This window comes from Cytobacillus gottheilii (assembly GCF_001636345.1).
Taxonomy (GTDB): Bacteria; Bacillota; Bacilli; order Bacillales; family Cytobacillaceae; genus Cytobacillus; species Cytobacillus gottheilii.
This window is the reverse complement of record NZ_KV440945.1, coordinates 3,111,339-3,136,131: the sequence shown is the minus strand read 5'-3', so window position 1 is coordinate 3,136,131 and position 24,793 is coordinate 3,111,339. Positions and strand designations below refer to the sequence as shown.

General features: G+C 37.7%; 24 protein-coding genes, 1 tRNA gene and 1 pseudogene. 11 read left to right on the top strand and 15 right to left on the bottom strand.

Annotated features, from left to right (window positions below):
* Positions 1-33: 33 nt before the first annotated feature.
* Genes A6754_RS15135 through hutU form a run of 3 tightly spaced genes read right to left on the bottom strand, consistent with a single transcriptional unit; the run spans position 34 to position 3,954 of the window.
* Entirely contained in the window at positions 34-1,017 is a 984-nt protein-coding gene (locus A6754_RS15135) for an agmatinase family protein (protein ID WP_066447431.1), read from the bottom strand.
* Entirely contained in the window at positions 1,014-2,282 is a 1,269-nt protein-coding gene (gene hutI / locus A6754_RS15130) for an imidazolonepropionase (protein ID WP_066447430.1), read from the bottom strand. Before hutI ends, A6754_RS15135 begins: the two co-directional genes overlap by 4 nt.
* Positions 2,275-3,954, bottom strand: coding sequence for a urocanate hydratase (hutU, locus tag A6754_RS15125; RefSeq protein ID WP_066447427.1), 1,680 nt, complete (start codon positions 3,952-3,954; stop codon positions 2,275-2,277). Before hutU ends, hutI begins: the two co-directional genes overlap by 8 nt.
* Positions 3,955-4,163: 209 nt before the next feature.
* On the opposite strand from hutU, the gene A6754_RS15120 reads away from it, so the two are divergent.
* Entirely contained in the window at positions 4,164-5,648 is a 1,485-nt protein-coding gene (locus A6754_RS15120; protein WP_066447425.1) for an AraC family transcriptional regulator, read from the top strand.
* Positions 5,649-5,726: 78 nt separating this feature from the next.
* On the opposite strand, the gene A6754_RS15115 is transcribed toward A6754_RS15120, so the two are convergent.
* The 3 genes from A6754_RS15115 to A6754_RS15105 form a co-directional block, all read right to left on the bottom strand.
* Positions 5,727-6,149 carry a GNAT family N-acetyltransferase gene (locus A6754_RS15115; RefSeq protein ID WP_066447423.1) on the bottom strand — a complete coding sequence of 141 codons (423 nt, stop codon included), beginning with the start codon at positions 6,147-6,149 and terminating at the stop codon, positions 5,727-5,729.
* Between the two features lie 5 nt (positions 6,150-6,154).
* Positions 6,155-6,670 carry a YjcG family protein gene (locus tag A6754_RS15110; protein ID WP_066447422.1) on the bottom strand — a complete coding sequence of 172 codons (516 nt, stop codon included), beginning with the start codon at positions 6,668-6,670 and terminating at the stop codon, positions 6,155-6,157.
* Between the two features lie 144 nt (positions 6,671-6,814).
* Positions 6,815-7,540 carry an alpha/beta hydrolase gene (locus tag A6754_RS15105; protein WP_180320234.1) on the bottom strand — a complete coding sequence of 242 codons (726 nt, stop codon included), beginning with the start codon at positions 7,538-7,540 and terminating at the stop codon, positions 6,815-6,817.
* A 221-nt stretch (positions 7,541-7,761) separates the two neighbouring features.
* On the opposite strand from A6754_RS15105, the gene A6754_RS15100 reads away from it, so the two are divergent.
* From A6754_RS15100 to A6754_RS15090, 3 genes are all read left to right on the top strand, one after another.
* Positions 7,762-8,757 carry a TAXI family TRAP transporter solute-binding subunit gene (locus A6754_RS15100; protein WP_066447420.1) on the top strand — a complete coding sequence of 332 codons (996 nt, stop codon included), beginning with the start codon at positions 7,762-7,764 and terminating at the stop codon, positions 8,755-8,757.
* Positions 8,758-8,891: 134 nt separating this feature from the next.
* Positions 8,892-9,422: a DUF1850 domain-containing protein gene (locus A6754_RS15095; RefSeq protein ID WP_066447419.1), complete on the top strand. Its 531-nt coding sequence runs from the start codon at positions 8,892-8,894 to the stop codon at positions 9,420-9,422.
* Positions 9,412-11,367 carry a TRAP transporter permease gene (locus A6754_RS15090; RefSeq protein WP_066447416.1) on the top strand — a complete coding sequence of 652 codons (1,956 nt, stop codon included), beginning with the start codon at positions 9,412-9,414 and terminating at the stop codon, positions 11,365-11,367. Before A6754_RS15095 ends, A6754_RS15090 begins: the two co-directional genes overlap by 11 nt.
* Positions 11,368-11,430: 63 nt before the next feature.
* On the opposite strand, the gene A6754_RS15085 is transcribed toward A6754_RS15090, so the two are convergent.
* Together A6754_RS15085 and A6754_RS15080 are read right to left on the bottom strand one after the other, a co-directional pair.
* On the bottom strand, positions 11,431-12,015 hold the full coding sequence (locus tag A6754_RS15085; protein WP_066447414.1) for a hypothetical protein: 585 nt from the start codon (positions 12,013-12,015) through the stop codon (positions 11,431-11,433).
* 175 nt (positions 12,016-12,190) lie between these two features.
* Entirely contained in the window at positions 12,191-12,409 is a 219-nt protein-coding gene (locus A6754_RS15080; RefSeq protein ID WP_066447411.1) for a WYL domain-containing protein, read from the bottom strand.
* 184 nt (positions 12,410-12,593) lie between these two features.
* Here A6754_RS15080 and A6754_RS15075 point away from each other — a divergent pair.
* Together A6754_RS15075 and A6754_RS15070 are read left to right on the top strand one after the other, a co-directional pair.
* Positions 12,594-12,666: transfer RNA gene (locus tag A6754_RS15075), tRNA-Val, on the top strand.
* A gap of 199 nt (positions 12,667-12,865) precedes the next feature.
* Positions 12,866-13,192 (top strand): hypothetical protein, encoded by a 327-nt coding sequence (locus A6754_RS15070; RefSeq protein ID WP_066447408.1) that lies wholly within the window; start codon positions 12,866-12,868, stop codon positions 13,190-13,192.
* 302 nt (positions 13,193-13,494) lie between these two features.
* Here the strand turns inward: A6754_RS15070 and A6754_RS15065 are convergent, their stop codons facing one another.
* Both A6754_RS15065 and A6754_RS15060 read right to left on the bottom strand, forming a co-directional pair.
* Positions 13,495-14,007 (bottom strand): DUF3231 family protein, encoded by a 513-nt coding sequence (locus tag A6754_RS15065; protein WP_066447404.1) that lies wholly within the window; start codon positions 14,005-14,007, stop codon positions 13,495-13,497.
* Between the two features lie 260 nt (positions 14,008-14,267).
* Positions 14,268-14,777, bottom strand: coding sequence for a hypothetical protein (locus tag A6754_RS15060; protein ID WP_066447401.1), 510 nt, complete (start codon positions 14,775-14,777; stop codon positions 14,268-14,270).
* A gap of 164 nt (positions 14,778-14,941) precedes the next feature.
* Between A6754_RS15060 and A6754_RS15055 the strand changes: the two genes are divergently transcribed.
* From A6754_RS15055 to A6754_RS15045, 3 genes and pseudogenes are all read left to right on the top strand, one after another.
* Entirely contained in the window at positions 14,942-16,012 is a 1,071-nt protein-coding gene (locus A6754_RS15055; protein ID WP_066447398.1) for an RNA ligase, read from the top strand.
* Positions 16,012-16,995 (top strand): ATP-binding protein, encoded by a 984-nt coding sequence (locus tag A6754_RS15050; RefSeq protein ID WP_066447395.1) that lies wholly within the window; start codon positions 16,012-16,014, stop codon positions 16,993-16,995. The genes A6754_RS15055 and A6754_RS15050 overlap by 1 nt, the downstream gene beginning before the upstream one ends.
* A gap of 155 nt (positions 16,996-17,150) precedes the next feature.
* A pseudogene (locus tag A6754_RS15045) lies at positions 17,151-17,549 on the top strand (cupin domain-containing protein); the annotation flags it as partial.
* 184 nt (positions 17,550-17,733) lie between these two features.
* Here the strand turns inward: A6754_RS15045 and A6754_RS15040 are convergent.
* Complete coding sequence (locus A6754_RS15040) at positions 17,734-19,293, bottom strand: bifunctional metallophosphatase/5'-nucleotidase (protein WP_066447386.1); 1,560 nt, start codon at positions 19,291-19,293, stop codon at positions 17,734-17,736.
* Between the two features lie 806 nt (positions 19,294-20,099).
* Here A6754_RS15040 and galU point away from each other — a divergent pair.
* On the top strand, positions 20,100-20,981 hold the full coding sequence (gene galU / locus A6754_RS15035; protein WP_066447385.1) for a UTP--glucose-1-phosphate uridylyltransferase GalU: 882 nt from the start codon (positions 20,100-20,102) through the stop codon (positions 20,979-20,981).
* Between the two features lie 3 nt (positions 20,982-20,984).
* Here galU and A6754_RS15030 read toward each other — a convergent pair whose 3' ends face one another.
* The 3 genes from A6754_RS15030 to A6754_RS15020 form a co-directional block, all read right to left on the bottom strand.
* Complete coding sequence (locus tag A6754_RS15030; protein WP_066447383.1) at positions 20,985-21,182, bottom strand: aspartyl-phosphate phosphatase Spo0E family protein; 198 nt, start codon at positions 21,180-21,182, stop codon at positions 20,985-20,987.
* A 415-nt stretch (positions 21,183-21,597) separates the two neighbouring features.
* On the bottom strand, positions 21,598-22,443 hold the full coding sequence (locus A6754_RS15025) for an aldo/keto reductase (RefSeq protein ID WP_066447381.1): 846 nt from the start codon (positions 22,441-22,443) through the stop codon (positions 21,598-21,600).
* A gap of 134 nt (positions 22,444-22,577) precedes the next feature.
* The gene (locus tag A6754_RS15020) at positions 22,578-23,765 is read right to left on the bottom strand and encodes an MFS transporter (RefSeq protein ID WP_066447378.1); all 1,188 of its coding nucleotides are present in this window, start codon (positions 23,763-23,765) and stop codon (positions 22,578-22,580) included.
* A gap of 180 nt (positions 23,766-23,945) precedes the next feature.
* On the opposite strand from A6754_RS15020, the gene A6754_RS15015 reads away from it, so the two are divergent.
* Complete coding sequence (locus A6754_RS15015; RefSeq protein WP_066447375.1) at positions 23,946-24,326, top strand: winged helix-turn-helix transcriptional regulator; 381 nt, start codon at positions 23,946-23,948, stop codon at positions 24,324-24,326.
* Between the two features lie 40 nt (positions 24,327-24,366).
* Here the strand turns inward: A6754_RS15015 and A6754_RS15010 are convergent, their stop codons facing one another.
* Positions 24,367-24,555: an alpha/beta-type small acid-soluble spore protein gene (locus tag A6754_RS15010; protein WP_066447373.1), complete on the bottom strand. Its 189-nt coding sequence runs from the start codon at positions 24,553-24,555 to the stop codon at positions 24,367-24,369.
* Between the last annotated feature and the right edge of the window lie 238 nt (positions 24,556-24,793).

Sequence of the window (24,793 nt, the reverse complement as noted above, 5' to 3'; positions counted from 1 at the left end):
ATACCTAGTGCACATGCTCTATGATTTATATAACTAGTTTGTTTTCATATGAATATACCTGGATACGAGTGCTGTTAACACGGCATATGTTGTTGCCTTTACGGTAGTAAGGACCTTATTATCTCGTTGAGGGTCAATGCATACAAAATCCATTCCTCGTATGATTGGATATTTGCCCAGTTCAAAAAGAAGGTCAAAAAGTTCATCTGTACGCATTCCGCCTGGTGTTGAAGCGGGTACGCCTGGTGCATAAGAAATGTCTAAAACATCCATATCTACTGTAAGGTAAACGATATCCACTTTTTTCTGCAGCTGTTCCATAACATCCTGTAAAAGTGCTGAAATTCCCTGTTTGCGCAGCTGTTTAAGCGAGATCATATTAACTTTATGTTTCTGTGCAGCTTCTATTAAAGAGGGAGCATTGTAAAAACCGTGAAGACCGATATTATAAATATTTTCACCTTTTACGATATTGTCTTCAACAAGCTGCCGAATAGGCGTTCCATTTGTTGGTCCCTGGCTTAAATCCCTTAAATCCAGATGCGTATCTAGCTGAACAATGCCAATGGATTTATCAGGATTCTCAAGGTTCAATGAACGCAAAATCGGGGCTGTAATCGAATGATCACCACCAATTGATGTATAAAAAGAATTTGGGAAATGGTGCTGAATACTTTGCATTGCAGCTTCTATGTTTTTGTGGCACTGTAAAATATCTGTATAGTGCATTCTGACATCCCCGAGGTCGGCAACCTTAAGCCCGCGAAAATCAACTTGCTCGTCAAAATAATAGGTAGTAAAAAGCTCCCAAGCACTTCGGAAGGCTTTAGGAAATTCAGAAGCTGCCGAAGCGCTGATCGAGGAGCGGGAGAGGGGGACACCAAGTATTACGGCATCCCAGTCTTGCCGGTCTTCCTCCCAGGCTGGTATGATCCAATCCTTAACTTTCATGTCTTTGCCTTGCTCTCGCACCCAAACGGTTGAAGACTTTTGAATGTATTCATATAAATTTGTCATTGCAGTACAGCATCCTTTATAACAATTTCACCATTTTTCAAAACCATATGTGTATGATTCATGCCGTAATGGTACTGCAGCTGCTTGTAGTTGGCAACATTTAAGATTAAAATATCTGCTTTTTTTCCAGTCTCCAGAGAACCGATGAGATGCCCTCTATTAATGGCATAAGCAGCATTGATTGTCGAAGCTGTCAGTACTTCTTCCAGTGTTAAATCCATGTTCATACAAGCCAGATTCATAATAAATGGCAAACTGATGGTAGGGGAGGAGCCAGGATTAAAGTCAGTCGAAATGGCAATTGGAACACCACAATCAATCATCAGCCGGCCGCGTGCGAAAGGAGCACGAAGGAAAAAGGCGGTACCAGGTAGCAAAACGCCAATTGTGCCGGCTTCGGCCATTCTCCTGATGCCTTCATCCGATGCAACGAGCAAATGCTCAGCTGAAATGGCACCAACTTCTGCTGCAAGCTCAGAACCTTCATAAGGCTCAATTTCATCAGCATGGATCTTCGGTGTTAATCCATATTGCTTTCCAGCCTCTAAAATTTTGCGCGATTGTTCTGGCGTAAACACTCCTTTTTCACAGAAAACATCATTGAATTCGGCCAGTTTTTCTTCTGCAACTTTAGGTAGCATTTCATGAATAATAATATCTACGAACTCATCTTCACGGCCTTTAAATTCTCTTGGAACAGCATGTGCACCCATAAACGTGCTGATCACGTCAACAGCATGGGTATCGTGAAGTTTTTTTGCGACTTCAAGCTGTTTTTTTTCATGTTCCCAATCCAATCCATAGCCGCTTTTTGCTTCAACGGTAGTTACACCATACTTTAGGAATTCGTTTAGATGACGATAGGCTTTATCGTATAATTCTTCAAAACTAGCATTACGGGTGCTTTTTGCTGTTGAATGAATACCGCCGCCAGCATTCATAATTTCCATATAAGATGCACCATTTAACCTCATGTTAAATTCATTTTCACGGGTGCCACCATGCACTAAATGGGTGTGGCAGTCAACAAGGCCCGGCATAACTACCTTGCCTGCTGCATCAATTACTTCTGCCTGTTCTAAAAGGTGTGAATAGTCTTGTTGTAACTCTTCTAATGTACCAACTGCTGCAATTTGATCTTGATCAATTAGAACACAGCCGTTTGCGAGAATAGCCAGTTCGCTCATACCTTCCTTTGTACGGGGACGCTTATCAGATCCTTTTAAAGTAATAATCTCGTTTGCATTTATAATGAGTTTAGCCATTGTGATCATCCTTTTTGTTCAGCATTGGTATTTGAATATTTTTCTCTTTGGCCGTTTGAATAGCAAGATCATAACCTGCATCAGCGTGGCGAATAACGCCCATACCCGGATCAGATACAAGAACACGGTTGATTTTATCGGAAGCTAATTGGGTTCCATCCGCAACTAAAACCTGACCTGCATGCTGCGAATAACCCATGCCAACTCCGCCGCCATGGTGTACACTGACCCAGCTTGCTCCGCCAGCCGTATTAATAAGAGCATTAAGAATGGGCCAGTCAGAGACAGCATCTGATCCATCATTCATTCCTTCTGTTTCCCGGTTAGGAGATGCAACAGAACCTGAATCCAAGTGATCGCGTCCAAATACAATTGGTGCACTGAGTTCGCCATTTGCCACCATTTCATTTACCTTTAAGGCAAAGCGGTGGCGATCGCCATAACCGAGCCAGCAAATCCGGGCAGGAAGGCCTTGCCATTTCACCATTTTTTGTGCCATATCGATCCAGTTTGTTAAGCCTTCATCATCGGCAAACATTTCTTTGGCTAATGCATCTGTTTTATAAATGTCCTCTGGATCACCAGACAATGCAGCCCAGCGAAAAGGTCCTTTTCCTTCACAAAATAACGACCGAATATAAGCAGGGACAAACCCCGGAAAATTAAAAGCATCCTCGACACCCATCTCTTTGGCATAGGCTCGTATATTATTTCCATAGTCAAAGACTTCGGCACCTGCCTCTTGAAACTCAAGCATCGCTTGAACATGCTCAGCCATTGCTTGTTTTGCTTTTAGTTCATAAACTTTTGGAGCCTTTTGGCGCAGATCGAATGCTTCTTCTATGCTCATTCCGTTAGGGACATATCCATTGAGCGGGTCATGTGCCGAGGTTTGGTCTGTCACAATATCGGGAATGACCTTGCGGTTGAGCAATTCTCTATGCACATCTACACAGTTTCCAACTAACCCGATGGAAGCAGGTTGTTGCCTTTCACAATGTTCTTTTACTAATTTAAGAGCCTCGTCCACAGACTCTGCTAAGTAATCACAATATCCTTCTGCTATTTTTCGATCAATCCGTTTGCGGTCGACTTCGACTACTAAAATAACAGCACCAGCCATTTTTCCTGCCAGGGGCTGTGCTCCGCTCATGCCGCCCATACCGCCAGTTAAAATAAATTTTCCTCTTAAGTCAGATGTTCCAAACACCTTTTTTCCAGCTTCCACAAAGCTTAAATAAGTGCCTTGTAGAATCCCTTGTGCTCCAATATAGATCCAGCTTCCGGCAGTCATTTGGCCATACATCATCAAATTTCGCTCTTCTAACTGATAAAAATGCTCCCAATTGGCCCATCCTGGAACTAAATTTGAGTTTGCGATTAATACACGAGGGGCATTTTCATGTGTGCGGAAAATACCAACAGGCTTCCCTGATTGTACAAGCAGCGTTTCATCATTTTCTAATACCTTTAAAGATGCAATAATCTGGTCATAGCAATCCCAGTTGCGGGCTGCTTTTCCGATTCCTCCATATACCACAAGTTCATCTGGATTCTCAGCTACTTCAGGGTCCAGATTGTTCATAAGCATCCGAATAGCAGCTTCTTGTTCCCAGCCCTTACAGGTTAATTGATTTCCTCTTGGAGCTTGTATGTTTTTATTAGTGATCATGTCATCATCTCTCCTTTGAATTTATAGATATTGCGTGAAAAAATCCTTATTAAGTAAGTGTTCTTATTATTTATTTTAATGATGATAATTTTATGAAAATATAGAATTTAATAAAAACAATTGGTAGTTGTTCCGGTTTTTTATTAAAATGAACATATATAACTGGAATAATATGCGTTTTATAAATTTTATAAGGTGGGTGATTAATAATGAACATCTTCATTATTGATCGGGATGAGAATGAGGCGAGAGGTCTGCAATGGTATTTGCAATCTTACTTATTGAATAGGGTAGAAGTCATTATTTTAGAATCGATGGTTCAATTAAATAAGAAGAAAGAAGAAATGATACCAGACATCATCATAGTTGAAATGGAATTAATTCAACAGCCCAATGATTTTTCTCTTTTAGGATATTTGAGGGAAAAGGGAACAGATTTATATGCTTTGACAGCTGAACCCCTATTTAAACATGCTTTAAAAGCAATCCAACTGCAAGTGACTCATTTATTTGTAAAACCTGTTGATTTAGAACTTTTAAAAGAAATAATAAATACTTCAAGAACTGTACGTGTTTCGGATGAGCTGGTTATCAGCGAAAGTGAGAATTCAGATCATTTTTACATGCAGCTATTTTCTAGTAGTAAAAACCTTTTTCCGAAAGAGAATCAGTTATTTTTTTTGATTGAGCCAGACAATAGAAAAGATATCATTTCTTTATATAAATGGTTAAATGACATATCCAGCTTTATGAATCTAAAAATATATCCGTTAACAAAACGAATTATTTGTGTATCAGATTTTGTGGAAATAACAGAGTTTGAACACAGAGCAAGAACCATCATGAGAGAATGGAACTCTATCAATGACACTTATATCAATATAGCCGTCTATGATGGTGTGCCTGTAACCTTAAACCAACTCTATTCAGAAATGAAGAAATCGTTGAACCAGCGGTTTTATAAAGGATTTGAGCACATATTTTACGTAAGCAAGCACCTTGTTGTTAAGCATTTAGACCCTTTGTTAACTCCAGAAGATCAACAGCTATGGATCACCAGCCTTGAAAACCATGATATCTCAAGTATTAAAAACTTTCTTTATACATTATCTGCTCAAGGCAGCTATTATGAGGAGGATTTAATACGGATCTACTTGACGAGTGTTTTAGCGCAAATACGCAGATTTATGAAGAAGTATGATTTTCAGCAGAAACCGGATCTTGAAGAAAAATATCTTAAATTATTCCGCATTATTTTAGAGCATCCGATTTTATATACGATTATTCAAGAAATGATCCTTTTCACCCAATCGCTCATGAAGCTTGCAAAGAATGAAAAAGAAAAAGCGAATTATGGAAAGCTGACAGCTGATTTAATCAATGATCAGTATACAAACACGGCTTTTTCTTTAAGCAGTGCAGCTGATACATTAGGAATTACACCCAATTATTTAAGCGCCGTTTTTAGCAAGTATCATGAAATTCCATTTAAACGTTATTTGCAGCAGTACCGTCTTGAGCAATCGAAAAACACGTTAATTCACACAGAATTAACAATAAGTGAAGTAGCTCATGCAAATGGATTTGAAGATCCAAACTATTATTCAAAGACCTTTAAAGAGTATGCTGGTCTGCCGCCGAATAGATATCGAAAAAGGCAAAGGTGGAAGGTGGAGGGAGGGATGGAGTTATAAGGCAGCGTTTACTGTGCAATGTGAAAATTGACATTAAGAAATAAAAGCCTTCAATCTAAAAGACTGAAGGCTCCTCTGTTAAATGGGCTTCACCATTGTACGGTGGGGAATGCCTGCATCAAGAAATTCCTCTGAAACTGCCTCATATCCTAATTTCTCGTAAAATGGGATCGCATGTGTCTGTGCGTTCAGCTTTAATTTCGTTACACCTTGATCAGCTGCATATTGTTCAATGCTCATCATGATTTGTTTTCCTGATCCGCCTTTACGTGCTTCTTTCATCACGCATATTCTTTCAACTTTCCCATAGCCATCGAGGATACGAAATCTTCCAGCACCAACAGGCTGATTATTGTCGTAAAGTACAAAGTGTGTACTTTCGTTTTCATACTGATCAATTTCTTCTTCTACAGATACATTCTGTTCTTCTACGAACACTTTTTTTCGTACATAAAGAGCATCTTGAAACTGCTCCTCAGATTGAGCGATTTTGACTTCCATTACTATTATTCCTTTCCGAGACGAAAAGTTTCATAAACACTCCAGGATCCATTTTCAAGCTGATATAACAGATGAAAACGGTCAACAATCTCTTCGTGTTCAATTCGGTCCATTTTTAAGGAGCCGAACACGTCTGAATGTTCATCGTTTGAAAGCTTTTGGCCAATTGTGATATGTGGGACAAATGCAAATTCAGGCTTGTCCCCAATGATGTTATCATTCACTTTTTCATGAAGAAGATTCAATTCTTCAGTAGGATTTACCTTTAAGTATATAACATTATTGACAGGCTGAAATGAGCTGACTTTTCTAATGGAAAGCTGAAATGGATTTGTTTCCGCTGCTATATTGTGCAGTGTCTCAGACACAGCCTTCATTTGCTCGTCTTCTGCCGAAAAGGCTTTTAATGTTAAATGTGGAGGAATTAATGCATAATGCGGATCATACCGCTTACGGTATGAATTAGCAAGATCTTGCAGTTTTTTTGACGGAAAGATTACGATTCCGAATTTAGTAGTCATAATGTAACCTCCATTATACTTAGAATGTAAACAGTGTTTTCACTATTATAACAAATTTTCTAAATTCATTATAATTAAGAATCTGACCAGAAACAACAACCGTTATAAAACGGTCTAACCTCAGGACTAACAGACTAACGGAAATCAGGAGAACATGTTAATAAGTGCTCTTTTGAGATCAGGCTGCCAATACTTCCATGTATGATTGCCTTCGAATTCCTCATAAAAATATGGAAAGCCTTTTGCTTTGATTACTTTTTCTAATTCCCTGTTAGGTGTAATGAAATCTTCTACTTTTCCGGATGTAGTTTTCACTTCCGTTTCTTCTGTGCCAATTACATGGTAAATTTCCAGCAAATGAGGCTGATCGAAGGATTCAACTGCATCTATAATTGTTTTATTCACTAAAGGTGATTGGAGAATCAGCTTGCCGAACGTATTTGGATACTGTAATGCCGCCATAAGTGAAACAGTTGCTGCCAGCGAATCTCCAGCAAGTGCGCGTCCTGCTCCCATTTGAAAAGTGGAGAACTCTTTATCAATAAATGGAACAAGCTCATGAGCCAGGAAACGAACATAAGCTTCGTGCTGATCGCCCTCGGGATGATATTTTCTGCGCCGATCCTCAACGCTTTTATATGGGATGCCAACAATGATGACATTTTCAATTTCAGATTTGCTTATAAGTTCATCAGCAATTCGCCCGATTCTGCCAAATTGAAAGTAATCTTTTCCATCTGATGCGATTAACACCGAATACTTATAAAGAGGCGAGTAGGAGCTGGGCAGATAAACGAGCAGCTCCATATCCTCGTTTAATTCTTTACTGGAAAAAGTAAGGTCTTTGATTGTTCCTTTTGGGTATTCCATGATAACTTTCCCCTCCGTCATAATATGTAAAGCCTTTCACGGTATTTTATCATATATACAGCCAAAACGCTTAAAACGCCACTTGCTGTGATCGCTTCATTTTTCTTCCAAGAAAAAGCAGTTTTATTAAAATGTTTTTGCCGCAAAGTATTATTTGACAATTCAATAAATTTAATTGTACTATTATTTAGGATATAATCTAAAATTGAGGGGGTTTGTATATGAAAAAGAAAAAGATTATGTTTCCTTTTGTATTGCTAATCGCTCTTTCAATGCTCCTTGCTGCATGCGGCGGCGGAAGTGATGAAGGGAATGGCGGAGACGGCGGAGATGGTGGAGACACTCCAGATTTCATGAGCCTAGTTACAGGTGGAACGGGCGGTACATATTATCCGCTTGGCGGAGCATTTGCTGAGATCATTACAGATGCTACAGACATTCAAACAAATGCAGAGGTATCTGGTGCATCTGCTGAAAACATGAACACGATTCGTGATGGCAATGCTGAAATTGCTTTCTCACAAACAGACATTGCTTCTTATGCAAAAAATGGAGAGCAAATGTTTGAAGGAGAAGCAGTTGAAAATGTAAGTGCTATTGGAACGTTATATCCAGAAACGATTCAAATCGTAACAACTGCTGGTGCAGGCATTGAATCAGTTGAAGACCTTGCAGGCAAAAAAGTCTCAATCGGAGCGCCTGGTTCTGGTACGGCTCTAAATGCAGAGCAAATTCTTGAAGTACATGACATGACACTAGAAGATATTGAAAAGCAGGATTTATCTTTTGATGAATCTACTGCAGGTATCCAAGACGGTACAATTGATGCAGCATTCGTAACAGCTGGAACTCCTACAGGAGCTGTTGAAGGTTTATCTGCAACTGAAGATATTGTCATTGTTCCGATCGAACAAGACAAGATTGATGCATTAATTGAGGCTTATCCATTCTATATTCAGGATGAAGTTCCATCAGGCACTTATAAATTGTCTGAAGCTGTTCCAACTGTAGCCGTACAAGCGATGCTTGTTGTATCTAATGATCTTTCTGAAGATGTTGTATATGATGTAACAAAGGCTATTTTTGAGAATCTTGATAAAGTAGCGCACGACAAAGGAAAGTTAATTAGCGCTGAAAATGCAGTTAATGGTGTTGGAATTGAAATTCACCCTGGTGCACAAAAATATTATGACGAACAAGGCATTGAAGCAGAATAATAAATAACGTCATCAGGTCTTTTGGCCGTCAGGATTGCCCGCAGACAGGCAAACTGGCGGTCAAACCCGTTTAAAGAAGAGGTTTTCACAGCTTGGTGAAGGCCCAAATAAACCTTTGATTAGGTGGGGCTGTTATGAAAGTAAAAAAACCAGGCATATGGAGTATTTTCCTGGTATTCCTCGTCATTACATCCATCGTGGTCATTTTATTCATTCCCTATAGGCAGGCACTCGTATTCGAATACCAGAATACTGGAGATGTTCTGGCCTTTATTCCATTACCGGAGCAAGGCAAATTTAAAATGAAGTACACCCATTCCATTCATTTGTCAGATGTAGTTGAAAGCTATACAATCAATGAGAATCATGAAATTAAACAATATGAGCTTATGTATGAAGATTTTGCGATTGGTATGCCTGAGAATGCAGCTGAGGGAGAAGTATTTGAACAAAAGGATGGGAAATATTATATTAAAAATATGAATAGAGTTTTTCCCTATTTTGATCTGAGAGTAGGAAAGGTTCGGGCGAATCATACGATTATTTTTAAAAATAAGGAGTATCCGTTGTCTCAGTTTGTTGAACCAGGCACGTGGATACGCATTGAAGCAGAAAAATTAAATCTGTTTCAAGTACTGAAAGGAGTGAATATGCTTGGCGGATAAGGTAGAAACATTATCACAGGAAGAACAGCAGCAATTACTAGAGAAATATGATCCCGAAGCCGGTACAAGAAGTCTTGGCGGTGTGATTGGCTGGATCGTCTTCTTTGGACTCTTAGCTTTCTCATTATTCCATTTGTATACTGGAGTATTTGGCATGCTGACAGCACAGCTGCAGCGATCCATTCACCTAGGTTTTGCTTTGGCACTGATTTTTCTTCTTTTCCCAGCTAGAAAGAAATCGCTGAAAAAAAACAAGGTAGCTTGGTATGATATTATTCTTGCCATTTTAGCAGTAGTTGTTTGTGCATATTGGCCGCTCAATATTGAAGAAATAGTAGGGAGAGCTGGACGGTTAACGGACACTGATTTCTACATAGGTTTATTGGCCATTTTACTAGTTTTAGAGGCGACCAGACGTGCAGTTGGATTGCCGATTACGATTATTGCCATTGTCTTTATCGGATATGCTTTATTTGGACCATATATGCCTGGTTTCCTTGCCCATCGCGGTTTGGATTTAGACAGGCTTGTACAGACCATGTTCTTTACAACAGAAGGTATTCTCGGTACACCTCTGGGCGTATCAGCCACGTTTATATTCCTATTTTTACTCTTCGGTTCTTTCCTTGTTAAAACAGGGGTTGGTCAATATTTCAATGACTTGGCTGTATCCATTGCAGGAAAAAGTACAGGTGGACCTGCGAAGGTAGCTATTTTCTCTAGTGCCCTTCAAGGAACCATCAGCGGAAGTTCAGTTGCAAATGTTGTAACTTCCGGATCTTTTACAATCCCTATGATGAAAAAATTGGGATATAAAAAAGAGTTTGCTGGAGCAGTAGAAGCAACAGCTTCTACAGGCGGACAAATTATGCCTCCTATTATGGGTGCTGCTGCATTTTTAATGGTTGAATTTATCGGTGGCGGAATTACATACTGGGATATCGCAAAAGCGGCAGCAATACCTGCATTGCTCTATTTTGCAGGTGTATGGATCATGACTCACTTTGAAGCAAAACGAGTAGGTTTGCGGGGATTAAAAGATGAAGAAATGCCTAACCGCAAGGAAGTTTTCAAGAAGATTTATTTACTTCTCCCAATCTTAGCGGTTATTGTTCTATTAATGTCAGGTATGAGTGTTATCCGAGCAGCTTTATGGTCAATTGTCATCACAATTGCTGTAAGTGCCATTAGGAAGGATACACGCATTACGTTTAGAGGATTTATTGATGCACTTGTTGATGGTGCGCGCACAGCGCTTGGAGTGGCAGCTGCAACTGCTTCTGCTGGTATTATTGTTGGGGTAGTAGTTAAAACTGGCTTGGGTCTTAAAATGGCAAATGGCATTTTGGATTTTGCTGGCGGACTATTAATTCCGACCTTAGTCCTTACAATGGTAGCTGCCATTATCCTTGGGATGGGTTCACCAACAACAGCAAACTATGTTATCACATCAACGATTGCTGCTCCAGCAATTATCCTGCTGGGTGTTCCTGATTTAGCAGCACATTTATTTGTTTTCTATTTTGGTATCGTAGCAGATATTACACCGCCAGTTGCCTTAGCTGCCTTTGCGGCGGCAGGAGTATCTGGAGGCGATCCGATAAAAACAGGGTTCAACGCTTCAAAGCTTGCAATTGGCGCCTTTATTATTCCTTACATGTTTGTGCTTTCACCGGAACTTCTGATGATTGATACAACTTGGTACTACTTAATTTGGGTAGTATTCACAGCCTTAGCAGGAATGATGGCCATTGGTGCTGGAGTTATCGGCTATTGGATCCGTAAATTAAATTGGATGGAAAGAATTTTAGGAATTACTGGCGGTCTCTTGCTGATCTATCCTGAAGGTATTTCAGATATTATTGGATTAGGTATCTTTATTGTTCTGATTGTACTTCAGTTAGTTGTCAACAAAGGGAATAAAACGAAAGCAGAACCTGCATAAAATAAAAAGGAAAGCCGTGATGGCTTTCCTTTTTTGATTAGTTAAAGCATATTGGGTTTCACATTAATCTTCAGTGCCAATCGTCATGGTTGCATTAATGATTTCGTGTTCATCTGAGGTGAGTACCACAGTAAATGTGCCAGGATCATTACCTTCAAATGATTCCTCACTTATATGCTCTACAAGCAATTCACTTTGATATTCAATGATTTCTTCATTTATGTTTTGGTCATTTGTATTGCGAGACATTTCCTTTGCATCAATGGGGATTCTGCCTTCGATAAATGTCAGCTTTTCATCGTCAGTCATTTCTTCGGCAAAATCAGCAAATTGAAGTTCAACGCTTATCGCTCGTTCATTTTCAAAGTTAACAATCATAAAGTCACCTTGATAACGGGCAATTTCCTCATTATTTTCATTTTCACCGTATGCTTCATTAAAAGAGTCTCGAGGATCTCCCAAGCCAACATGTTCAGTGATTTGCCCTCCTGGTTCTTCACCAAGATCAGACTCTGCTTTTTGCTCCTCCAATGAAGGAGTATTTTCATGTTCTTCTGCTGAGTTTATAACTTCGTCACCTTCGTCGTCGCCACAGCCAGCTATAAATAAAAAGGATGCCGAAAATAAAAGTAATAATGGTTTTTTCATATGATTCCCTCTCTCTCTAGTTCGATGTAATTATACAAACTATACCCGAACAGTAAAGGGATAATCTTGTTTAGTGGTAATAATCTCTTGGAGTAGTGAGGGAAAATAGAGGGAGAAGGGGAAATTCTCTTTATATTATAAAGCTGAAAGACTCATGCTGAAGAATATGAGTCTTTCAGCTAATCTGACGTGACGGCTTTTCAGGTAAAATAGACATAATATTATTGAGATTAAAAATCCGCAGCTGTTTTCTTGTTAAGCAGTAAGCAAGAATACTGCTGCCTTTTAACTCTTTAATAAATATTTTTCTTTGTGTGAATGTATTGTTTTTGGACATATAAATGATCTCAACTGGTTTTCTTTCTTCCATAGAACGAAACAAAATTCCTTTCACTTTTCATCCCGCCTTATACTTTTAATTATATTATACAGAACGTTTGTTCTGTTTTCAAGTGTTTTTGTATCTTTTTTACAAATTTTATTTTCAGTGGCGGATACTTATTTTTACCGTTAAAATAGCAGAAACTATTGACTTTTATGCATAAAAATACTATATTAATTATTGTCCTTACATATTCGATTCCGTAGCTCAGCTGGGAGAGCGCTACCTTGACAGGGTAGAGGTCGCTGGTTCGAACCCAGTCGGAATCATCAAAGAAACGTTGAAATAACGCTATTCCTAGTCAAATGGAGATAGCGTTATTTTTTTTAAATAAAAGTATGCGCAACGTTCGGGCAACCAATTGAGCAACAATAAGTTGGCTGCACTTGACTATAGGAAAATATAATTTTAACCTTTATACAAGTCCAATAAATAGAAGATTCTAACAATAGTTGAGAGAGGTAAAAGATGAGAATCATTTGTATTATTTTGTTAACATTTGTGATCCTAGTAGGTTGTTCAAGTGAAAATGAATATGAAGTGTATGGTACGTTTGAAAGCTTGGAAAACAATGAACTGCATCTTAATGTTACTGAATGGACAATAAATGAGGGCTATGTAGCAAAGCAAGCAGATGTGGGTTATGTAAAAGTTTTTAATATAGATGAAAATACTAAAATCACCTTCGAGAATGGAGAAGAGGCTGATATTGAAGATATTGAATCTAATCAGATTCTGGGTATATCTGATTATGAAGGTGATACTGTTAAAGAGATTACTATCTTAAATAAATAACTTGAAAGGCTAGTGGTCTCTGCTCCACACTCAATCAGGGGTCATCATATGAAAGCCTAGAGCCATAATGGTTCTAGGCTTTTTTGTCTGAATTTAAGAACAGTTATGAAAAAATCTTTACATGAACACTAAAAGGCATTTCACTCATTTGAACTTCTTCCCAAGAATTCACATAGGTTCTTTTCGTTTCGTTTTAAGTAAGCACCTTCCCTTAATTGCTTGCTAGCAGCAGTATAAGTAACATTTGTTTTCTTGCCATTTAAGTAAAAATAAAAAAGCACCTCAAAAGAGGCGCCTTGTCATTATGATTCTGTTCCTTTTGGATAATGAAGTGGTGGAGGAATCAACCACCCTTTTTCTTTATTAAGTTTTAACATCTTTGCACCAAATTGGGCTTTATTCATATGGAACTGTCCATACATCATTGCAACGTCTTCTCTAACTGCTTGTCCAATAGCTTGGCTGCAGGCTACCAAACCTGCTGCTGTATCTGCCGAAATAGCTGCACTAATTTCTGGATCAGTGGATCTTGCGCCAACAGGAATGTCCTCTAAATTTGCATTCGGACGAGCCGGTGGTGCAGGAGGCAGTCCAACACCATTACTCTTTAATAATTCTTCTAACTGCTGGTTTTCAGCCTGCAGACTCTTAATTGCTTCTTCCATTAGTTTCTTTAGGTCGCCATCGCCAGCGTGATTAATCATGGTTTGGTAACCAGAAATCATACCGTTGTTTACAGAAAGATGGGTGAACATAGCAAATACTTCACCATAATGTAAAGGTTCATCTTTGGGGTTTCCACTTAAAATGCCCATCATAGCACTCCCTATCTTATCAAATTTCATTCTCCTTATATAAGGATATAGATTACGATAGGTAGTTATGCATTGGTTATAAATAGTATTTGCATGACCTGTTTCTGAAAGATCATATTTATTTTATAATACATAGAATGTGTTAGATGGGCATGCGACAAAATTCCATTCAATGCATCCAGATGTTACATTAAATTTTTTTTTTACTGAAAAATGCACATTTTGAATATGAATATTTTAAAAATAAGGTTTAAAGAAGATCAGGTGGTTGAACAACTATCCACAGCGCTAACACCAATCACCAAAATTCCTAAGATAACCAATAATATATGCATTAAGCCAACTGCTAAGGAAGTAAAAAGTAAGATAGAAGAATTCTTAATTCGTTTGGAACCATATTCTACAATCAGAAGGACCAGGACAGGGATCTCAAATAGCAGATTGGCAGCGAATATTTTATCTGTACTTAGAAGGTAAACAACAATTATAACAGGAATATGGTATGAAGCTATTTTCAAAATGACAGAAGCTATTTTTGCCTTTATAAATCTGGAAGAATAATCGGTTGTGGTGATCAATAATGCTGCAAAAGGGATCATTAGGATGAAAGCAGCATAACTGAAAATTAGAAAATGAGCGGAGAGGGCAGGTAAGGAATTCTGATCATGTAGGTTAATAACAAAAAGATATCCCATCATAGTCCAAACGCTAAAAATATATGCTTGTATAATATTATTAAATAACCTAGTAAGATAACTCTTATGAAACAATTATTATACCTCCAAAATCTCTCTAATTAACTTAGATATATATACTATTATACAATTATTAGTTAAAATAGGGAAAATATAGATCTTTTTGGAATTTTAATATCCTTTTTATGCTGCTCCAAGTAATCAGAGTATTCACAAATAATATACTGAAGGTGTTTATTATGTTATCTAAACAATTATATATGAAGGAAGTAGAAGGTCGGTTTGTATCAAGGAGGATTCATCCTCAATTTCCGGACATTGTTATTTTAAATTACACAGAAAACACGACATATGAAAAGCGCTGGAATGACATTACTTTGTCATGCAGGGGGTTAATTATTAATGAATCAAGTAATGAAGTGTTGGCCAGACCGTTTCCGAAGTTTTTTAATTATGGTGAACTTCCTGAATATGAAGCTGATATTCCTTTTGATGAAACACCTGAATTTACAGTAAAGCTGGACGGATCTTTGGGGATAAGCTATAAAATAAATGGCCAAACATACTGGGCAACAAGGGGATCTTTTGAGTCAGTTCAAGCCCAAATAGCTCAAAAAATATGGGATGAAAAGTATGCAGATGTCATGATACCGGATGAAACGACGTTATTAGTTGAAATAATTGATCCATCAACGAGAGTGGTAGTAGATTATAGCGGTATGTCTGACTTAATCATTATTGGTGCAGTTGATCGGTTTTCAGGTAAAGATTTTCATTATAATGAGCTGCTGCAGCTTGGGACTCAATTGGGGATGAAGGTAACAGAGCAGAAGAAGCTAACTTTAGAAGAAGCGGTCAGATTAAAGGCAACTATTGACCATAATAACGAAGGCTGGGTGTTAAGATGGTCCAGCGGCAAACGACTTAAAGTAAAAGGCGACCGTTATATGGATATTCATAAAATTGCATACGGTCTTTCTGACAAAATGAAGACGGAATACTGGAAAGATGGGAAAATAGATGAACTAATCCTAAAAATGCCGGAAGAATTCCGACATGAAATTGAAGATTTCAAAAAGAAGCTGGATGCAGAGCTGTTAAACCTAAAGTATATAGTAGATGAGTACTTACATGCTTCACTAAGCAATACTCAAGATCGTAAATCATTTGCTATTCATGCATCAAGCAATATACCGCAGGAATATAAATATCTTGTTTTTAAACAATACGACAACAAGCTAAAACAAGAAGATATAAAAGAGCATATTTATAAAAATTATAGTGATTTTGTTAACGGGGAGAAATCATAATGGCTATGTTTATCATGCTGGTCGGGCTTCCGGCGAGCGGGAAAAGTACACTGGCAGAAACGTTGTCTATTAAATATGCTGCTGAAGTGCTGTCTTCTGACAGACTAAGAAAAGAAATACATGGTGATGAGAACATTCAGGCAGATCATAAGAAACTTTTTGAAGAATTAAATAGCAGAGCGAATACTTGCCTTTCACAGGGAAAGAATGTCATCTATGATTCTACTAATCTAAACCGAAAACGCAGGAAACATATGATACAGCATGAGATTAAAGCGGATGAAAAAGTGGTTTATTATCTGAACACACATATAGATAATTGTTATGAGAGAGATAAGGTAAGAGAACGAACAGTTGGTGAAGAAGTGATCAATCGGATGTATAAAAACCTTCATATTCCAGTACTAAAAGAAGGCTGGAAAGAGGTACATACTATTTATGAACCTAAAAGGTTATTTGCCGACCATCACAAAACGGCCCTGGAAGAACATCTAAATAGCGCTTTATCTCATGATGAGTTTATGGATAAATTAATGCAGCTGATCCCGGAATTTCAAATCATTAACCATCTTCCTCATGATTCCAAATATCATTCCTCCTCCGTAAGCAGGCATATTTTTTATGTGTATAAACATATTTACGAATATTATAAGGGGAGCAATAGGCTTGGGCTGTTATATGCCAGCATTTTTCATGATCTTGGCAAAGGTTTCTGTAAATCATTTGTCAATTATAAAGGAGAAGAAACAAGATATGCCAGCTTCATCGGGCATGAATATGTATCCTCACAGCTGGCTGCCTTTTATTTAAATCAATTAGGCTACAGCAGGGAATTTACAGAAAAGGTAGTAACGCTTGTACAGTTTCATATGATGCCAATGAATGCAAGCGAGAAAAAGTTAAGTGGAATCAAAGAACTCATAGGAGATACATTATTTGAAGACTTATTGATCTTACACGAAGCTGACACTGCAGCTAAATAGGTATTAATAAGGTTAACATTTTAACCGCCCTTTCAAAAGATGCATATGATATGAAAAAAAGAAGGGGATGCCAGATGTATTATTATTACCCGTATAACTGCTGGAATCAACAGCAAACGTATCGCATAGCTCCATTTCATCAGAATTGGGAGATACAGGATTACGGTTTTAGACCATATGTAACCAATATTAATGAGGCGGCCAAACAGAATAATACCTTTCGAACCGCCATTTGGACAGGGAAGCATTTGCAGGTGACTTTAATGAGTATTGATGTTGGGGGAGATATTGGATTAGAAATGCATCCGAATGTGGATCAATTTTTACGAATTGAACAGGGGCAAGGATTAGTGAGAATGGGAAATACTAAAGACAATTTACCTTTTCAAAGAAATGTATTCGATGACTCAGCTATTTTAATCCCAGCTGGAACATGGCATAACCTTACGAATACGGGAAATGTTCCGCTAAAGTTATATTCAATATATGCACCGCCTAACCATCCGTTTGGAACCGTTCATCGAACGAAAGCGGAAGCAATGGCAGCAGAATAAAACCTTCTGAAAAAGCCTTAGAGGTTTATAAAAGCTCCTGATATTTTAAAAAAGAAGTCAGCTTTGGCAATCAACCAGAGCTGACTTCTTTTTTATGTCTTCCGTAAAGTTTATTTTACAATACAAGAAAAAATTGAGGCAGATGCTAATCCAGAAAAGCAATATTAGCTTGTTCTCCTGGCAGTTACCAAATAACTTTCCAATTCTCATTTACCGAAGCTTCAATCTTGCCTCTTTCAAGAATATAATTAGCAAGAATCTCGGACATATCCAGAGAGATCTCTTTAATGACGGGTTTGTCTTTAAACATATGATAATCTCCGCCCCCGGCAGCACGATAATTGTTCATGACAACATCGTATTCCGCTGTTAAATCAATATCGAAGCCATCCTTTTTCAATTTAATGACCCTGTTCCCAACAGGCTTTGATATATCTAAAATGTAGTCAATTCCTTCCCACATATCGTAATTATAATGCTGAGGCTTAGGTGTGCTAAAGGAAGGACTAATAGCGACCTCACCATTATTGACCATAAAATAACCAGCACTTCTTTCAAGCGCATCTTTTATATCTTGCCCTGTGATACGAATGACAGTTAATGTGTTTGGATAAATATAATTCGATACGATATCTCTCATTGTGATCTTCTCTTTAAAACCTTTTAATTCATTATTAAAAAGGGCAGTATTAGAAATCTCCGTATTGGCAATCTCCATTTGTACTTTGTTTATAAATTCAACAAGTGCATTATCTTTTAACCGGGCTTTTAATGGATCTGGAATCGTCATATCACCATATACTTTTCCAATGGGCTGATCTAACCATGCTTGTGTTTCCTTTTCATAAACTTGAATAAGATCTATGCTTCTAGCATCTGCTTCAACTTCAGTTGTTTCCAGCAGTATGGCTTTTTTGTCTTTAATTGCCCAATTATTTTTCTCTTTGGCAAGAGTAATGGTTATTTTTCCTAATGCTTGTCCATTAAAGCTAGGCTGAACAATCGTAACTCCGTTTATCTCTCCAGCAAGCTTTCGATGCTGATGTCCTGTGATTAATACATCAATACCTTCAATCTCAGTGCAGATTCGATATCCTTGATTTTCTCCTGTTAAAGCTTCTGTTGGTTCTCCTGTAACAGGATCTTTTTCAAAGCCGCCGTGATAGGAAACAATCAATAGATCCGGTTTTTCGTTTTCACGGATGAACTTCACCCAATCACGTGCAGTCTCGAGAGCTTCATGAAAGGTTAGATTTTTAATATGTTCAGGATTTTCCCAGTTTGGAATATAGTGAGTGGTCAGGCCTAAAATGGCTACTTTCAGGTCTTCTATTTGCTTTACGAAATACGGCTTTCCAAAGTACGGCTTCCCTGTTGTCTTGCTGATAATATTTGCTGATAACCATGGGAAATGGGCTTCTTCTACAGCCTGATTTAATATCTCCATACCGTAATTAAACTCATGATTTCCTAGAATAGCAGCATCATAAGAAAGTTCGTTCAACAGCATGATCATCGGGTTCTTGTTATGGTTCATATAGCGTGCGTAATGATATGTAAGAGGTGTACCTTGGATGAGATCGCCATTGTCTAATAAAATCGTATGTTTGTTTTCTGTTTTTTCTCTTTTAATTAGGGTTGAGATCTTTGCAAGACCGACCTTGGAATACTCATTGCTGCCATAATGAATCGGTAAGACATTTCCGTGCAAATCGCTTGTGACAAGTATGTTGATTTTTATCATCTAAAAATTCCTTCCCTGATATAAAAATGAGTCATTTGTGACTAGCGGTAAATCATATTATACCAATTCAGTATTTTGATTAAAGGAATCTTTACGATATTTACAAAAAGTTAATGATCTTTTAGCTGAATAGAGCAAATTGCAAATAAATATTAATCAGGTTAGCAGATTAATAAAAGAAAGAGGAAAGTTGTTAATAATCATAGGTTTATAGAGCGCCATAATTCAGAATAGTTTTACCTTGCTAGAAATGAAAATGTCAAAATTTGAGGCCATTTATGAGAGGAATAAGCCGTTTGCGGATTGAAAAATTATTTTGTAAATGAATTTACTTTTAATCGAACAATAAAAGCACTTTTCTACGAAGTGCTTTAAATAGGTTAAGTATAATAGCAGGAAAGGCTTTATGTAAGTGTATGATAGTGTGGAAGTCATGCAAAGTATGTTCATATGAAGGTCGTCAAGTTTCAGCCATAATGGAAAAACTGAACGATAATGCAGATAGAAAAAGCGGTCCCCTTAAACAAGCACGCAGATGATCGTTAAAACCACTAATCTTGTTAATGATTCAAGCATCGCTATCAGCTCCTTAAGAATAACTATACCCCTATGTTAAAGCACAAATATAAAGCTTCTTTAAGATCCTTGTAAATTCAATGTTAAGACACTGTTTGTTAAATAATTGTAAATGAATAATTTTTAAGCAGGAACCATATAGGTAATTGAAGAAATTGCATATAAATGGGTGTGCTATTCAATTTTAATTTTTGCGAGCGTTTTTATAATGGTTCATTAGGAGGAATATGATGAGTGTTAAAAAAGCGATTATACCTGCTGCTGGTCTTGGAACAAGATTTTTGCCTGCTACAAAAGCAATGCCAAAGGAAATGCTGCCAATCGTCGATAAGCCGGCGATCCAATTTATCGTTGAAGAAGCGGTACAGTCAGGGATTGAGGACATCATTATTGTGACAGGAAGAGGAAAGCGGGCAATTGAGGACCATTTTGATAAATCTTATGAGCTGGAAGAAACGTTATTTAAAAAGTCCAAGCTGGAAATGTTAAATACGGTTCAGGAAATATCTTGTTTGGCTAATATTCATTATATCCGCCAAAAAGAACCAAGAGGACTTGGGGATGCAATCCTTTGTGCAAGCCGATTTATAGGCAATGAGCCATTTGCCGTTTTGCTTGGGGATGATATTGTTAATTCTCAGGAGCCGTGCCTTCAGCAATTGATTCGAATGTTTAACAGATACAGTTCTTCCATTGTAGGTGTTCAGCGGGTTGATTGGACAGAAGTTCATAAGTATGGGATTATTCAGCCGCGAAACAAAGATCATGAAGAAGAAGCCTTAGCGATTGAAAGGCTAGTAGAAAAGCCGTTAATAGAGGAAGCTCCATCCAATCTTGCCATTTCAGGCAGATATATATTAAAACCGGAGATTTTTGATATTTTAGCCAATCTTCCTGCTGGAGCTGGAGGGGAAGTGCAATTAACGGATGCGATCAATGTTCTGCACGAAAGTCAGGAGGTTTTTGCCTTCGAATTTGAAGGTGAAAGATATGACATTGGGGACAAATTTGGGTATGTAAAAGCTACAATCGATTATGCTCTGCAAAGAGAGGATATGAAAATAGAAGTAATGGACTATATGAAGCAGCTTTTAGAATCTGTAAAAGTCTAAAAGCTATTGACGGGAATTTTGCTGATAATAAATTTGATATTGTGCAATATGTTCATCAAGATCTTGACTGATTTTTAACGTTTGGACATGTTGGAAACCATTTTCCAAGCCGGTTTTAATTAGTTTAGCACGAAGAAAATCGATTCTTTCTCTTAATTCCTGTTGGCCGACTAGGTCATTTGGAGATTGTAAAGTTAACATGCTAAACACTCCTTTAGGAAAATAGTCTTGATTGCCACAATATTAACATTACGAACGCTATTTTAAAAGTAAATAATAACTAAATATGTGTCAAAAGTGGTACATATTTATTCTAGAAGCTTTAACGCACCGCGAATTAAGTAACGGAAGAGGACAAAAAGAGGTTCAATCAGCTCGATTGCTACATCAAAATAGGTCTCCTTTTTACGATTTCTTTTCTTTTTCATAAGAAACACCTCTTTATCATTTGTTTGTTGCTATATATACGAGAAAATGGAAATTTAGTTTCACTCTGCATGAACAAAATTAAGAATTTTTATTAAATAAAATGAGTTTTTTGAGCTTCAGCCGAAAAAACCCGAACCAATTTAGAATGGTTCGGGTTTTTCTCTGCTTTTTGAAAAAAGGGTTTATCTTAAAAATCAAAGTTGTCTGGATCAGGTCCAACTCGTCTGTTCTCATTTAATCCATTAATAGCTTCCATCTCTTGTTGTGTAAGCGTAAAATCGAAAATAGTTGAGTTTTCGATAATTCGATGTTCCTTAATTGACTTAGGGATGGTGATGATGCCGTTTTGAAGATCCCATCGCAAGATCACTTGCGCAACAGATTTACCGTGTGATTCAGCAATCTTAATCAGCTCAGGATGAGACAATAGCTCACCTTGCATTAATGGTGACCATGCTTCAATCTGAATATCGTGCTGCTTGCAGAAGGTGCGTAATTCCATTTGAGTTAATTTCGGATGCAATTCAACTTGGTTCACCATTGGTTTGATTTCAGCTTCAGCCATTAAATCGTCGAGGTGGTGAATTTGAAAGTTACTTACTCCAATAGCTTTTACGCGTCCTTGTTTATATAACTCTTCAAGAGCTTTCCAGGCAGCTTTGTATTTTCCGGCAACTGGCCAATGTATTAAATAAAGATCTAAGTAATCTAATCCAAGCTTTTGGAGGCTTGCTTCATAAGCTGCCAATGTTTCCTCATAGCCAAGATCTGCATTCCATACTTTAGAAGTGATAAATAATTCTTCCCGTTTCAATCCGCTTTGAGCTAATCCTTGGCGAATCCCTTCTCCAACGCCTTCCTCGTTTTGATAAACCGCAGCCGTATCAATGCTTAAGTATCCATTCTTAATGGCTGCTTTCACTGAACTAATTGTGTCAGGACCTTCTTCTACTTTAAATACACCTAGACCGAACCAAGGCATTTGAACACCATTATGAAGAGTTGTTTTATCTTGTAAATTTTTTGCTGTCATTTGTTTTTCCTCCAATATCAATTATATATATGTTTAAATCTTTCGGTTTCAAGGCTTTTTTATAAGGAAATTGAAAAATCACCTCCTGAAATTCAAAAAAAAGCTATGTTTTAAAGAGTTCTTGAATTGGACTATTAAATTACCTTGATATGATAGGCCTTTTCTGCTTTTAAACTACTGCCAGTCAATACTGCTGCTGCTAATACCATAATTCCGCCAACCCAGCCTGTATGGATTAAACCCATATGATCTGATATTAGACCGCCTGCATAGGAACCAATGGCAATTCCTGCGTTAAAGGCAGCAATATTAACAGCGGATGCTACATCAACTGCACTGGGGACATATCGTTCCGCAAGAACCACTACATAGGATTGGAGACCGGGAACATTCATAAAGGCGAATAAACCCATGAACATGATCGTCACTAAACCTGCTATTTTATATGGTGCACTAAATGGCAAGATAAATAATATAGCTGCTTGTATGATAAACATGAAAAACAGTGCCTTAAGAGGGTCTTTATTAGCTAACTTTCCGCCTGTCATATTTCCGATAGCAATAGCAACACCGTAAACCAATAATAAAAGAGCAACTGTATTTTCTTTAAAACCAGTTACGTTCTGCAAAAGCGGTGATAAAAAGGTAAATACAACAAAGGTTCCGCCATAACCTAAAGCTGTAATGAGAAATAGCTGCAGTAATTGTTTTTGTTTAAATAGCTTGAACTGTTCAGTTAATTTTATTGCTTTTCCGCGAGGCATGTTGCCTGGGATTAAGAAGTAATTTGAAATCAGCGAGATTATACCGATTACAACGATAGCAATGAATGCAAGCCGCCATCCGAATTGCTGCCCTAAAAATGTTCCGAATGGGACACCAGTTACAGTAGCTACTGTTAACCCAGTGAACATGATCGAGATAGCGCCAGCCCTTTTGTCCTGTGAAACTAAACTAGCTGCGATGGTTGAGCCGATTGACATGAATACGCCATGAGAAAAGGCTGAAATCAGCCGTGCGATCAGCAGAATTCCGATGTTAGCAGCAGTCGCAGCAATGATATTGCCGATAATGAATATGATCATAATCCAAATCAGCAATGTTTTGCGGGGAATTGCTGCAGTTATGGAAGTTAGAATCGGTGCCCCGATCGTAACGCCTAACGCATAAATGGATACTGTTAATCCTGCGATCGGAAGACTTATATTTAAATCCTCTGCAATGAGAGGAAGAAGACCCACACTGATGAACTCTGTAGTTCCGATAGCAAAGGCGCTTATAGCCAATGCTAACAAAGCGAATTGATTATTTTTCTTTTTCATGCATTTTCCTCCTGAATTGTATTTTCCACTCCTTATGAAAGTGGTATAGTATGGATCGGTGTGCAAAAGCTATTATGGGATATAAGTTTTAAAAAGAGAAGAACGTACTTTTTTGTAATATAGAAACTAAAAAGTACGATAGGAACCTTTTGGTGCCTATCAGAAGGAAGGGAAAAGAAAATGAAGAAAAAGAAATATAACATTGGTGTCGAAGCTACGCTTGAGGTTATCGGAGGTAAGTGGAAGTGTGTGATTCTATGTCATCTGACACACGGTAAAAAACGGACAAGTGAGTTAAAAAGGCTGATGCCGAATATTACGGAGAAAATGCTCACGCAGCAATTGCGGGAGCTTGAAGAAGACGGAGTTATTAACCGTATTGTCTATAACCAAATACCGCCAAAAGTTGAATATGAACTAAGTGAATATGGAGAAAGTCTGGAATCCATTTTGGATCTGCTATGTGCATGGGGAGAGACGCATATAACAAATGTCTATGGAGATAAATCGCAATACTTAGAAGAAAGTATTTTAAATGAGAAAGATCAAATACCACAATGAGGATGATAAAAAGGGATACCATTACTGGCATCCCTTTTATTTATTGCTGATTTTTCAACTGTTCTTCCGCTAATGCGACGAGACGTTTGGTCATTTCGCCGCCGACAGAACCGTTTGCTCTTGAGGTCGTGTCTGCACCAAGCTGTACACCAAACTCCCCTGCAATCTCCTGCTTCATTTGCTCTAAAGCATTTTCAGAACCGGGTACTAAAAGTTTGTTTCTTGCCATGATCCATCACTCCCAACAAGGTAGTCACAATTCATCATTACTCAAGCTTAGAAGCCTTTTATGAAAAAAGAATCCTCACTTTTATAATCATGAATTGCTACTTCTATTTTACCCGCAATTAAGGGAGGTATGTAGATGAAAAAAAGTCATGGAAGATATTCTGACATAAATTTCGGAAAATTTAAAATTTCGTGTTGACTTCTTTTTATTTTCGAGTAAAATAAGAGTTAATTAATAA